An 11,805-nucleotide genomic window follows, 5' to 3' on the forward strand; every position below is an offset into this window, starting at 1 on the left:
TATAATTAATGTCAGTTATTACAGAAAGCCTATATCTTCTTAATGAAAAGATCGTGCTTCATGCTGGCTAAAACAAAAACCAATGTCACTGATGCCTGCGCATGCTTCAATCAAGCGAATTTAAATAAACCTATCTGTAAGTAGAGAGTTATCTACACTATGGCTAAATACTAGGGAGCCTATGATTAACACTATGCCAGATCAAGCAGTTAGCTTAACCATAGCTGCCCTACTCTGAAGCACCCGCGTCATGCTCGGCGGCGTCTTCTTCTCCTTCTTCAACCATTTCCTGGGCCTCTTCCTCTTCTTCTTCTGACGCTTCGGGCGTTTCCTGGTCTTTGCGCCCAACGGCAAGTGTCGTAACGATGCCGAAGTGGTCGGAGCCAATCACTTTGACACGTTCAAGCTCAACCAGATGAAGCCCGTCAGAGACGAACAGATGGTCGATTGGATAGCGCCAAAACGGGTACGCCGAATGGTAAGTACTCAGCAACCGTCGGCCACGACGGGGGTCTTTTAGATCGCTCAAATCGGCAAACAGCCGCGTGGTATGCGACCAGCCCACATCGTTAAAATCGCCGGTGACGATCCAGCGATTATCCGGGTCTTCCTGCACATGATTTGCTATCAGCATCAGTTCCGCATCGCGTTCACGGCTATCCCGTCGTGCCTCGTTATCTTCGCTCTTGATATCTTCTTCAAGGCCGGGGGGTACAGGGTGAGCCCCCACAAACCGCACGGCGCCCATGCCTGGCACATCAAGGGTGGCGAAAACCGACGGTCTGCGCTCAGAAACTAAGTGTTCCACCTGCTCCTCCAAAAGCGGATAACGCGACCAAAGCACCAGTCCCTGGCCTTCATCACGCACCTCTCCCACCCGATAATCGTAATAGTCGTCCAGCGGTGCCAGCCCTTCTTCCCACGCGCTATCAACTTCAATCAACAGTAAGAGATCGGGGTCCTCACGACGCACCATCTCTATCAATTCGGGGTAATGATCGTTTTTGAAAGTAATATTGGCGGTCAGCACTTTTAACGCTGTCCGGTCGTCATCGGACCGCATTTCCGCCGACGGAACCTCGGTGGGCCAAACGGGGGTAAAGGGCAAGATGTGGTAAAGGTGCCACCCAGCAATGGCCAGGATAACGGCTACCCAGGCGGCATGCTCTTTTCGTGGGCGCTTGAGCCACGCATGGATAGCTAACAGAAGAAGCGGAAACACCAACGCGGCGGTTAACTGCAAACGAGGGAAATCCCACAGCCTGACCCACCACTCACCACTGGGTAACAAAGGTAGAAGACATACCACCACCATTAAAAGAACCAGCACTCGGCTGGCCCACAAAAGAAGCTTTAAAAACATGAAACCTCTCAAACGCAGCAACGGCGGCCGTTAATGATTGGCCGCTAATCTCGCATAAATGTAGCCTAATGCGTAGTAATTAATAAGAAAAATCGTGAATTCCGCAACCGGGGTGATGATCACTAATCTGAATTGGTTTGGTAAGCTAATCGTCTTAGCGAATCGCTTCAAAACCGAGTTTATGTCAAGCAGGCAGCTATCGACTGCGGAGAGATTGGCCAACCCGCGTCTCAAGTATTGTTTCTCTCAGCATTGTTGGCCATAGCCGTGCACATAGGAAGGCCGCCTTTCGACCTAAGCGATAAGAGAGCACGCTCGCCAGTAGCTCCGCATTGCGGACTGGGCGCGTTAGATCGGTGTAGGCCAAGCGTTGATACATATTGGAATCGCCACCTGAGGCGTGAACGCGGGCTGCAAGGAAGGCCATGTGCAGGGCAATCGCAATGCCATCACCAGCAAACGACGGGATAACCGCTGCTTGATCCCCCAGCGGGAACAGACCTGGCTGCGAGTCACCGGGGGAGCGGAGATAACCATAAGGAACACCGGAAACTGCCAAGGGCTCCCTATCAGCTCCATAATGCCATACTATTATCTATTGATAACAAAATGATCTATCTTTATTCCTGAAAGAAAAATCCACTTCTCAGGAATTCGACATGTCTAATGAAACCTTCCAACCCGTAATGCCACAAATTAATCGTCCAGCACCGGCTTTTACCGCGAAAACCACTCATGGTGAAAAGTCACTCACTGACTATTTAGGTAAATGGCTGGTTTTATTCGCCCACCCGTCGGACTTTACCCCAGTGTGCACCACGGAATTTTCGGCATTTGCGAATTACGCAGAACAGTTCAAAGAGGTCAACACGGAGTTGTTGGGTCTTTCCATCGATAGCATTCACTCGCACATCGCATGGACACGCAGCATTAAAGATAACTTCGGCGTTGAGATTACCTTTCCGATTATTGCTGATCTCAACATGAAAGTGGCAAATGCCTACGGAATGATTCAGCCAGGTGTCAGCGACACCGCTGCGGTTCGCGCTACTTTTGTGATTGACCCAGAGGGTGTGCTGCGTGCCATGTTGTACTACCCGATGACTAACGGTCGCTCGGTGGAAGAAGTGCTTCGCCTGGTTAAGTCCTTACAAACAAGCGATGAGCATGGGGTGGCGACACCGGAAGCCTGGTTGCCCGGCCAGCCGGTCATCGTTCCACCACCCCACACCTCGCAAGATGCGGAAGCTCGTAAATCAGCAGGCTATGAATACACCGACTGGTACTTCTGCAAAAAGGCACTTTAATGCTGGAAGCTCCTTATCCTGATATACCTCACATCTTAGGAGGACTACGTATGAATACTTTTAAGCTTTCAAAGCACACCGGAACAGGCACGCCCGATGTCGCCGGCTTTTTTGACCCACGTACCTTTAGCATCCAGTACGTGGTGAGCGACCCCGCCACCAAGCAGTGTGCGATTATCGACCCCGTATTGGATTTTGACGAAAAGTCCGGCGCGACCGCGACCCATTGCGCCGATGAACTGCTAGCCTATATCGAAAAAGAGGGACTGTCGGTAGTGTGGATTCTCGATACCCACCCCCACGCCGACCACTTCTCTGCGGCACACTATTTAAAAGAAAAGACAGGTGCTCCCACGGCTATTGGGCAGCATGTCACCAAAGTGCAGACGCTGTGGAAGGAGATCTATCACTGGCCAGAAATGCCTACCGATGGCCGCCAGTGGGACACACTGTTTAGTGAAGGCGCCACCTTTAACATCGGTGAACTGAATGCTCGCGTACTGTACTCGCCCGGCCATACGCTGGCCTCGATTACCTATGTGATTGGCGATACGGCCTTCGTGCACGACACTCTATTCCAGCCAGACTTTGGTACCGCACGGGCAGATTTCCCCGGTGGGGATGCCAAGGTATTGTGGCACTCCATTCAGCAGATTCTATCGCTGCCCGCTAACACACGGCTGTTTACCGGCCACGACTATATGCCCGATGACCGCGAGCCCCAGTGGGAAAGTACGGTCGCTGAGCAGCTTGAACATAACCCGCATTTAGTCAACATGAGTGAAACGGATTACATCTCTCTACGCCACAAGCGCGATAGTGAATTGCCCATGCCCAAACTGATTTTGCACGCTCTACAGGTCAACACGCGTGGTGGAAGACTGCCGGAGCCGGAAGCTAATGGTAAGCGCTACTTAAAAATTCCGCTGGATGCCCTGGAAGGCGCCGCTTGGGATTAATAAACCACTAACTTTCAGAACCTCTACGATAGAAGGAGCATGGCCATGCAAACGCAGCCTTTAGAAACCGATGTCGAGATTACCTCGGCGCTCACGGTAGAAGAGCTTGAGCAAGTAAAAGCAAAAGGCTTCAAGACGGTTATTTGTAACTGCAAGCCTGGAGAAAGCGCTGAGTTTCCGGGTGAAGAGGCCTACCGTCGAAAAGCCACAGAGATTGGCCTTCAGTGGGCGCACATTCCGGTTACTCCCGGTGACTACAGCCAAGCGGATATTGCCGCCTTTGCTGAGGCGCTAAAGCAACTTCCCCGGCCTATTTTGGCTTTCTGCCGCACCGGTAAGCGGGCTACCCATCTATGGGCCTACGCTAAGCGTCAAGCGGAGCAGTGCGATCTGGCTGAACTATTTACCGCTGCAAAAGCAGCAGGCTTCGATTTGGAAGAGCATCGGCGAGGGCTCGAAGATCAACCAACCTAACCGTGCGACGACATTAGTCGTGATGACACTATATCAGCAGGCGAGTACGTCACATGAGCATTGAGCGTTGGGTGCCACTGTTCGGCTGGCTACGCAGCTATAACCGGAAGCTGCTCTCTCGGGATGCTCTAGCCGCGATAATTGTGACGCTAATGCTGGTGCCGCAGGCGCTGGCCTACGCTCTTTTGGCGGGGCTACCGCCGGAAATGGGCCTCTATGCCAGCATGCTGCCACTGGTTCTGTATGCCATTTTTGGTACCAGCGCTAGCTTAGCGGTGGGGCCTGTCGCCGTAGCGGCACTAATGACCGCTTCAGCGCTGAGTAATTTTGCTTCCCCTGGTAGCCCGGAATACATTGGGGCAGCGTTGGTGTTGGCGGCGCTTTCAGGTCTGATATTGATCGCCATGGGTGTGCTGCGGCTAGGCTTTTTAGTTAATTTCTTGAGCCATCCGGTAATTTCGGGATTTATAACGGCTTCGGGCATACTCATTGCGATTAGCCAGCTTCGACATATCCTCGGCGTAGAAGCCTCTGGCCATAACATCATTGACCTTATGGGGGCGCTACTGAGCCAATGGCAGCAGGTCAATATAACGACACTGCTGATCGGACTAGGAGTGTGGAGCTTTCTGCTGGTGTGCCGCAAGCGGTTAAATACGTGGCTGACGGCTATCGGTGTTTCTGCCAGCATTGCCGGGCTCATCGTGAAAGCCGCTCCGATCTCAGCGGTGATTGCCACCACATTGCTGGCCTGGGGGCTAAACCTAGAGCAGCGTGGGGTAGCACTAGTTGGTGCGGTACCCAGCGGTCTACCTGCCCTTGCACTGCCCAACCTGGAACAATCGCTGTGGCTTAGCTTATTACCCGCAGCACTGCTGATTAGCCTGGTGGGCTTTGTGGAATCGGTATCGGTGGCGCAAACACTGGCTGCCAAGCGCCGCCAGCGTATAGATCCTAATCAAGAGTTAATTGCACTAGGCATGGCTAATCTGGGCGCTGGTATCAGCGGCGGTTCGCCGGTGTCTGGCGGGTTTTCCCGCTCGGTAGTCAACTTTGAAGCAGGCGCGGCAACACCGCTGGCCGGAGCATTCACGGCGCTGGGCATTATGCTTTCCACACTACTGCTAACCGACCTACTGGCATTCTTACCCACAGCGACCCTGGCAGCTACCATTATTGTGGCGGTCGGCACGCTAATTGACCTACCGGCGGTGAAACGTACTTGGCAATACTCCCGTAGCGATGGCTTGGCCATGGTGGCCACCCTACTGCTCACTCTGCTGCACAGCGTGGAGCTAGGCATTATAAGCGGCGTAGTGCTCTCGCTTGGGCTGCATCTATACCGTACCAGCCAGCCCCACAGCGCGGTGATTGGCCGCGTGCCGGGCACCGAGCACTTTCGTAACGTCAAGCGCCATCAGGTCGAAACCGATGAGAACGTTGCGATGCTGCGCATCGATGAAAGCCTATACTTCGCCAATGCCCGTTATTTGGAAGACACCGTCATGGCCTTGGCCGCCCGCTCACCCTCGCTTAAGCATATTGTGCTGACTTGCCAAGCAGTTAACGCGATTGATGCGTCTGCGCTCGAAAGCTTAGAGGCGATCAACGCGCGACTAAACGATTCAGGCGCCAAGCTGCACCTAGCGGAAGTAAAAGGGCCAGTGATGGATCGGTTACAACACACTGACTTCTGCCGCGAGCTAACCGGACAGGTGTTTTTTACGACTTTTGATGCTTGGCAGGCACTGGCCCATCCCGCCGAAGCCAACTCACCACTCTTGCCAACACAACGAGAGGAGACAACGTCATGCAACAGCGACACGCCAAGATAGCCATTATTGGTGCAGGTAGCGCCGGCCTTAGCGCGTGGCACGCCGCACGCAAGCATACCGATGAGGTAGTACTGATAGAAGCGGGCACCTATGGCACGACCTGCGCCCGCGTGGGTTGCATGCCCTCTAAGCTACTCATCGCCGCTGCCAATGCAGCACACAACGCGCGCAAAGTGGAGATGTTTGGTATCACTGTCAATCAGGTAGTGATCAATGGCGAAGCTGTGATGGCAAGAGTCAAACATGAGCGCGATCGCTTCGTCAGTAATGTAATGAAATCGATGAAAACGATTCCTGAATCCAACCTGCTGCGTGGCCACGCGCGTTTTATTGATCCACATACATTGGTCATAGATGAGCATACCCGGCTCACCGCTGAGGCCATCATCATTGCCACGGGTTCGCGGCCCACATGGCCAAAACTGCTGGAAGGCGCTGGCAATCGGTTAATCATTAATGATGACGTGTTCAACTGGGAAACGTTGCCTGCATCAGTCGCTGTGATCGGCCCTGGCGTTATTGGCATGGAGCTTGGTCAAGCGCTTAGCCGATTAGGTGTGAAAACTCGCACGTTTGGCGTGGGGGGTGCGATTGGGCCTTTTCAATCTGAAAAACTCCGGCAACTGGCGGACGAGACATTCAATCGCGAGCTGTATCTGGATGCTGATGCCAATCTCGACAAGATTGAACAGACCGATAACGCCGTTGCCATTACGTTTTTCGAACGTGACCGGGGGCAAAAACTCACCGAAACATTCGAGTATGTCCTTGCCGCAACAGGGCGTCGGCCCAACGTGGATCAGCTAGCCATCGAGCAGGCCGGACTCAAGCTGAATAAACACGGCGTACCTGAATTTAATCGCTTTACTTTGCAATGCCTAAGTACACAAAACACACCCAGCCATATTTTTATCGCAGGTGATGCAAATCAGTCGGTACCGCTACTGCACGAAGCCATCACAGAAGGCAAAATCGCAGGTCGAAATGCCGCTCATTTGGATGATGTGCAAGTGGGTCAGCGTAACGTCCCCCTGGCGATTGTATTTACCGAACCCCAGATGGCAATTGTGGGTGAGAGTCGCGCTACGTTAGACACTCGTTATGGCGGCTGTGGCTGCATCGCTGAAGGCGGAGTTTCCTTTGCTGATCAAGGCCGTGCACTGGTCATGGGGGAAAATAAAGGTTATTTCGAGCTATATGCGGAGCACGGCAGCGGACAGTTTTTAGGCGCGGAGCTATTCGGACCCCAGGTTGAGCACATAGCCCATTTGCTTGCCTGGGCACTGGAGCAAAAGCTAACCGTCAGCCAGATGCTCGCTATGCCCTTTTACCATCCGGTACTTGAAGAGGGTTTAAGGTCAGGGTTGCGCGATTTACAGGCAAATCTTCAACAAGGGCCTGCCATTACTGAGCACTGTATGGAGTGTGGCCCAGGCGATTAAGGAAATGACTAAAATAACTAACCTCCCTCCCTAATCAGCCTCATTCATCTAGGCGGCCAAGTCCTGCGTCTGCTTGCGGGGCTTTATTACACTAGGATAGCAATTTTAAGCGGCTAACCGCAGCGCAAAGCCAATAAGCAGCGTTCCAAACACCCATCGCTGAAATATTTGCCGTTTGTGCTGGCTGGCAAACCAGCGTTGCATCTGCGCTCCCAGGCAAGCATATAGCACATCATATAGCAGCCCCACCCCCACTAGCACCGCTCCCAGTAAAGTGAACTGAAGTGCGACGGCGCCTTGCTGGGTATGTATAAATTGGGGCAGTAACACCGAACAAAAAAGCAGCGATTTCGGGTTCAGCAAATTAGTTAGAAGCCCTCGACGCCAAGCTAGATAATAGCTGCCTTTGAGCCTGGATTCATAGAATAAGCGCAGCACTTTGGACTACAAGGTAGAGGCAGGTGGGCCAGCGCCGGTACCCTCTCTGCCTTACCTACCAAAGTGAAGCAGAGCATGGGATACCGACAACTGACCCAGATCCAACGATACCAAATTTTTGCCTATCTTGAGACCGGCATTAGCCAGCGAAAGATAGCTAAGGCCATTGGCGTCCACAGCAGTACCATTAGTCGCGAGATAAAGCGCAACGCTCTGACCAGTGGTTATGCGCCTGAACAGGCTCAATCGGCAAGTGATCAGCGCCGACGCACCGCCTGGAAAGTGACGAAACGGCTGCCCAGCCTGATTCGCTGGGTCACTGACCAATTGATGGACGAATGGAGCCCTCAGCAAATCAGTGGCTTCATGGCCAATGCCAACGGGGTCTGCGTAAGCCATCAGTGGATCTATGCGTTAATCTGGGACGACAAGAAGCACGGGGGAATATTATGGAAACGGCTCCGACTGCCACGCCATCGGCGCTATCAGCGCCAATTGGCTAAGCGGGCGGGGTTAGGCAAAATCCCGCACCGAGTAGGCATTGAGCAGCGCCCTGCCAAGGTTGAAGAACGGCGCTATATCGGACATTGGGAAGGTGATACGGTGCTTAAGGGCCACAAAGAATCTGGACTGGTGACCCTGGTCGAAAGACGCAGTGGCTACCTCTTGGCAGCGCGGCTGCCAACAATCACCGCCACTAGAACGGCTCAGGCGATGACGCGGTTATTGGCACCACGCCGAGGGGCAGTGCACACCATCACTTTGGATAATGGGTCGGAATTCGCTGAGCACCGGAAAGTGGCCAAGGCCGTCTCGGCTAAGACCTATTTCTGCGACCCGTACCGCTCATGCCAGCGTGGTACTAATGAAAACACCAATGGTCTGATTAGGCAGTATTTTCCTAAAGGTACTGACTTCCGCAAAGTGACCAATGCCGAGCTACGAAGTGTCGTCAATAAGCTAAACGATAGACCAAGGAAGCGGCTGGGATACCGAACCCCAGCCCAGGTGTTCTTAGGTGAATACTCAGGAGCACTAGAAACCGCAGGTGCTGCACTTATTAGTTGAATTCAGGAGTGATGCTTGGTGATGATTACTATCAGCGCTATGCCGACTACGGATAAGTTGCACACCTACCCAAACCAGGTAAGCTGCGCCCAAGTAACGAACCACATCAAATAGCCACGGGGCGGCGGTAAATAGCGCCGCTAGACCCAACCCTGCTAATGCCACATGCAGCCCTCGGGCGATGCCTAGCCCTAGCGCTGTGGCTAGCCCATGACCACGCCCCTGAGAGCTACTGGTATGCAACACAAGTAACATATCGGGACCAGGAATTAGGTAAACAATGGCTAATGCACTAATAAAAAGACCAATTTCCATCGCTGCTTCCTTAAGACCACAAATAGTGTCTTCGCAAGCGCTATGGTACCTTTAAAGGGGTGAGCGTTTTCTTGCCATTTTGACTTTAAAAATGATATTTATTGGTATTTTGTGTCAATTGTTAATAGGAAAATGCTTACTCATGCCAATTGGTCAGTTAGACGCTATCGACCGCCGCATTCTTGCATTGCTCCAAGGTGATGCCCGTTTAACGAATGTGGAACTCGCGGAGAAAGTAAACTTGTCGCCATCTCCCTGTTTACGCCGAGTGCGACGCTTGGAAGCTAGCGGTATTATTCGTGGTTACCATGCTGAGCTTGATCGGCGAGGTGTCGGACTTGAGCTAACGGTGTTTGTGGGTATCAAGGTTGAACGTCACCATGAAGAGCAGGCTAATGCCTTCCGTGAGGCAGTAGTCAAACTGCCAGAAGTCGTTACTGCGCACTTAGTCTCTGGGGAGTCTGATTTTTTACTGCAGGTAGTGGTGCCTAGCTTGGCGGCTTATGAGGCGTTTCTAACGGGGACACTGCTTCGCCTACCCGGGGTGAGTGATATTCGCAGTAACTTTGCTATCCAGCCGGTGAAAGAGTACGGCACCTTACCATTAGCTAACAACAATAAGCCCTAGTTGTGAAACTTGTTGATAGTGGCGCGCTCGTTTGATGCAATTTAACGCTAAACCTACGAGTACCCATATAAAAAGGTGATTAGCCAAAGCCTGGCTCTTCCCCGCCACCAGTAGCCGCATAAAGCCAGCCTACAGCGGCGCTTGATTTGGGTACTGTGCGCCAGTAACGCCTTAAGATATCCGAGTTGTCATCTTCCATCTTTGTTTTAAGTCTTCTTCTCCTTCTGAATCCACCAAGGCTAACTGTTTCCTCTGGGGCCTAGACAATGGGGCAATGCTTGTCGTTGTCGTTGAGAAAAAAGACTCCCTCATCGTTACGTCATTTCACGACCTCGAAAAATCATATGGGCTTGATATGGATCAAGCTGCGGCCATATGCCTCGTGTTTTTAAGCGAGAAGAGGTCTATTCTCAAACAATAATAATTAAGTTATTACGTTAGAGGAAATAGTTATGAAAAGTTCTTTAATGCCAATGGCTACCGTCATCGGAATCACGATGGCCTTAGGAGCCACACCCTCTATTGCAGACGAAGTAGAGGCCTACCGGGAAACAACGTTAGGTCTCTATGTCACGGCCATTGAGGCTCATGACCTCATGCAAGATAACGATCGTGCTGTACTTATCGACGTACGCGACCCCATTGAGATCAAGTTTACTGGCTTCGCCGAGCCCACCGATATCCATGTGCCCTGGGTGATAGCCGAGCGCGATAATTTCGATGAAGACGCGAAGACTTGGCCAGTAGTCAAAAACGCTAACTTCGAAGAGCAAGTAAGAGCCAAAATAGAAGCGCTGGGCGTAAACAAAGAAGATCCGATCATTGTCATGTGTCGCTCCGGTGCCACCCGCAGTGCCCCCGCTGCCGATGTGATCGCCGAGATGGGATACAACGAAGTCTATTCCATGACCGACGGTTTCGAGGGTGAAAAGCTCAAGGAGGGTAATTCCCAGGGCGTAAGAGCGCAGGATGGCTGGCGCAATTCGGGTCTTCCGTGGAGCTATGACATCAACCCCGATGTGGCATGGCGCCCTGCCCATTAACAGTCCGATATATGGGTCACTGCTTGAGCAGCAGGGCCAAGATATTGATCAAAACCAACGAGGTGACTACATGACTATTACACATAAGCTCAGCAATACGATCTTGACACTGGCAGTTGCTACTGCTGCTATCGGTTTCTCAAGTCTCTCAATGTCTGACAGCCATGGCAGAAACGGAACTGAAGATCAGGCCTTAGTTATCCTTACTAGCGACTCACTGCAGACCCAAGGCATGGCCATGATTCTATCCAACGCCATGCAGCAGCAAGGCACTCACCTGCATATACTGCTTTGTGATGCTGCTGGTGATTTGGCCGTCGGGGGATACACAAGTGCGGAAGCTATCAACACGCCACCGAGCAACCCGGCAGGCCAAGTCAAGCCGGAAGGCATGCTTAATATGCTTTTAGATAATGGCGCCACCGTGGATGTGTGTGCCATTTACCTGCCCAACAGCGAAAACGAAGAAGACGACCTTCTTGAAGGCGTGGGTGTGGCGGCACCTGGCCCATAGCGGAAATGATGCGCGATCCGTCCATTCCTGTTTACAGTTTTTGAGCACCCAAACTTAAATTAAGGAGTCAATTATGAGTCGCAATGTCGGTGGTATCGATAAAATCTTACGCATCCTGGTTGGGATTGCACTGATCGTACTGGCCCTAACAGGCACTATCGGGGTGTGGGGCTGGATCGGCGTATTGCCGCTAGCCACCGGGCTATTTAACTTCTGCCCAGCTTATAAATTAATAGGCTTCAATACCTGCAAAACTAAATAGTGCCTATTAAGCAAACAAGACCATAGAAATTGCGCTTGCCATGTTTATTAACGCAAGCGCTTTTTTATATATGTGCGCTAAAAATCACCCGCGTCGCCATTCAATTGTTTAATGCTAAATGAAACTACGCATACAGAACAAACACTTAGCCATTTAA

14 protein-coding genes are annotated in these 11,805 nt (G+C 52.0%); 10 read left to right on the forward strand and 4 right to left on the reverse strand.

The annotated features are described in order from the left end of the window. Positions 1-229: 229 nt before the first annotated feature. Together ACXUPB_RS11195 and ACXUPB_RS11200 are read right to left on the reverse strand one after the other, a co-directional pair. Complete coding sequence (locus tag ACXUPB_RS11195; RefSeq protein WP_472952428.1) at positions 230-1,363, reverse strand: endonuclease/exonuclease/phosphatase family protein; 1,134 nt, start codon at positions 1,361-1,363, stop codon at positions 230-232. Positions 1,364-1,559: 196 nt separating this feature from the next. Then, complete coding sequence (locus ACXUPB_RS11200; protein ID WP_472952430.1) at positions 1,560-1,922, reverse strand: hypothetical protein; 363 nt, start codon at positions 1,920-1,922, stop codon at positions 1,560-1,562. A 100-nt stretch (positions 1,923-2,022) separates the two neighbouring features. Here ACXUPB_RS11200 and ACXUPB_RS11205 point away from each other — a divergent pair, with 100 nt between their 5' ends. Genes ACXUPB_RS11205 through ACXUPB_RS11225 form a run of 5 tightly spaced genes read left to right on the forward strand, consistent with a single transcriptional unit; the run spans position 2,023 to position 7,380 of the window. Beyond that, a complete protein-coding gene (locus tag ACXUPB_RS11205; RefSeq protein ID WP_179915090.1) occupies positions 2,023-2,670 on the forward strand; it encodes a peroxiredoxin in 648 nt (215 codons plus the stop codon). Positions 2,671-2,720: 50 nt separating this feature from the next. Then, positions 2,721-3,629, forward strand: coding sequence for an MBL fold metallo-hydrolase (locus tag ACXUPB_RS11210; protein ID WP_179915089.1), 909 nt, complete (start codon positions 2,721-2,723; stop codon positions 3,627-3,629). Between the two features lie 45 nt (positions 3,630-3,674). Then, positions 3,675-4,103: a protein tyrosine phosphatase family protein gene (locus tag ACXUPB_RS11215; RefSeq protein WP_035558083.1), complete on the forward strand. Its 429-nt coding sequence runs from the start codon at positions 3,675-3,677 to the stop codon at positions 4,101-4,103. A 53-nt stretch (positions 4,104-4,156) separates the two neighbouring features. Beyond that, positions 4,157-5,938 (forward strand): SulP family inorganic anion transporter, encoded by a 1,782-nt coding sequence (locus ACXUPB_RS11220; protein ID WP_472952433.1) that lies wholly within the window; start codon positions 4,157-4,159, stop codon positions 5,936-5,938. After that, entirely contained in the window at positions 5,914-7,380 is a 1,467-nt protein-coding gene (locus tag ACXUPB_RS11225; RefSeq protein WP_472952436.1) for a dihydrolipoyl dehydrogenase, read from the forward strand. The genes ACXUPB_RS11220 and ACXUPB_RS11225 overlap by 25 nt, the downstream gene beginning before the upstream one ends. 105 nt (positions 7,381-7,485) lie before the next feature. Here the strand turns inward: ACXUPB_RS11225 and ACXUPB_RS11230 are convergent, their stop codons facing one another. Beyond that, entirely contained in the window at positions 7,486-7,818 is a 333-nt protein-coding gene (locus tag ACXUPB_RS11230) for a LysE family translocator (protein ID WP_472952437.1), read from the reverse strand. Between the two features lie 75 nt (positions 7,819-7,893). Between ACXUPB_RS11230 and ACXUPB_RS11235 the strand changes: the two genes are divergently transcribed. Beyond that, positions 7,894-8,886, forward strand: a complete 993-nt coding sequence (locus ACXUPB_RS11235; protein WP_281662031.1) for an IS30 family transposase — start codon at positions 7,894-7,896, stop codon at positions 8,884-8,886. Here ACXUPB_RS11235 and ACXUPB_RS11240 read toward each other — a convergent pair. After that, entirely contained in the window at positions 8,854-9,201 is a 348-nt protein-coding gene (locus tag ACXUPB_RS11240) for a LysE family translocator (RefSeq protein ID WP_472952440.1), read from the reverse strand. The genes ACXUPB_RS11235 and ACXUPB_RS11240 overlap by 33 nt on opposite strands. A gap of 142 nt (positions 9,202-9,343) precedes the next feature. Here ACXUPB_RS11240 and ACXUPB_RS11245 point away from each other — a divergent pair, with 142 nt between their 5' ends. The 4 genes from ACXUPB_RS11245 to ACXUPB_RS11260 all read left to right on the forward strand — a co-directional run bounded on the left by ACXUPB_RS11245 (position 9,344) and on the right by ACXUPB_RS11260 (position 11,648). After that, positions 9,344-9,829, forward strand: coding sequence for an Lrp/AsnC family transcriptional regulator (locus ACXUPB_RS11245; protein ID WP_472952442.1), 486 nt, complete (start codon positions 9,344-9,346; stop codon positions 9,827-9,829). Between the two features lie 452 nt (positions 9,830-10,281). Next, positions 10,282-10,872: a rhodanese-like domain-containing protein gene (locus ACXUPB_RS11250; protein ID WP_472952444.1), complete on the forward strand. Its 591-nt coding sequence runs from the start codon at positions 10,282-10,284 to the stop codon at positions 10,870-10,872. Positions 10,873-10,942: 70 nt separating this feature from the next. Beyond that, positions 10,943-11,386: a DsrE family protein gene (locus ACXUPB_RS11255; RefSeq protein ID WP_472952446.1), complete on the forward strand. Its 444-nt coding sequence runs from the start codon at positions 10,943-10,945 to the stop codon at positions 11,384-11,386. Positions 11,387-11,459: 73 nt separating this feature from the next. Then, on the forward strand, positions 11,460-11,648 hold the full coding sequence (locus tag ACXUPB_RS11260) for a YgaP family membrane protein (protein WP_472952449.1): 189 nt from the start codon (positions 11,460-11,462) through the stop codon (positions 11,646-11,648). Positions 11,649-11,805: the final 157 nt, after the last annotated feature.

It is taken from the genome of Vreelandella sp. DA03-1M (assembly GCF_055725665.1).

Bases quoted from the DNA above. Each gene is read 5' to 3' on its own strand.
- ACXUPB_RS11205 (WP_179915090.1), top strand. From the start codon at position 2,023: ATGTCTAATGAAACCTTCCAACCCGTAATGCCACAAATTAATCGTCCA.
- ACXUPB_RS11260 (WP_472952449.1), top strand. From the start codon at position 11,460: ATGAGTCGCAATGTCGGTGGTATCGATAAAATCTTACGCATCCTGGTT.
- ACXUPB_RS11215 (WP_035558083.1), top strand. From the start codon at position 3,675: ATGCAAACGCAGCCTTTAGAAACCGATGTCGAGATTACCTCGGCGCTC.
- ACXUPB_RS11225 (WP_472952436.1), top strand. From the start codon at position 5,914: ATGCAACAGCGACACGCCAAGATAGCCATTATTGGTGCAGGTAGCGCC.
- ACXUPB_RS11195 (WP_472952428.1), bottom strand. From the start codon at position 1,363: ATGTTTTTAAAGCTTCTTTTGTGGGCCAGCCGAGTGCTGGTTCTTTTA.
- ACXUPB_RS11245 (WP_472952442.1), top strand. From the start codon at position 9,344: ATGCCAATTGGTCAGTTAGACGCTATCGACCGCCGCATTCTTGCATTG.
- ACXUPB_RS11220 (WP_472952433.1), top strand. From the start codon at position 4,157: ATGAGCATTGAGCGTTGGGTGCCACTGTTCGGCTGGCTACGCAGCTAT.
- ACXUPB_RS11240 (WP_472952440.1), bottom strand. From the start codon at position 9,201: ATGGAAATTGGTCTTTTTATTAGTGCATTAGCCATTGTTTACCTAATT.
- ACXUPB_RS11210 (WP_179915089.1), top strand. From the start codon at position 2,721: ATGAATACTTTTAAGCTTTCAAAGCACACCGGAACAGGCACGCCCGAT.
- ACXUPB_RS11250 (WP_472952444.1), top strand. From the start codon at position 10,282: ATGAAAAGTTCTTTAATGCCAATGGCTACCGTCATCGGAATCACGATG.
- ACXUPB_RS11235 (WP_281662031.1), top strand. From the start codon at position 7,894: ATGGGATACCGACAACTGACCCAGATCCAACGATACCAAATTTTTGCC.
- ACXUPB_RS11255 (WP_472952446.1), top strand. From the start codon at position 10,943: ATGACTATTACACATAAGCTCAGCAATACGATCTTGACACTGGCAGTT.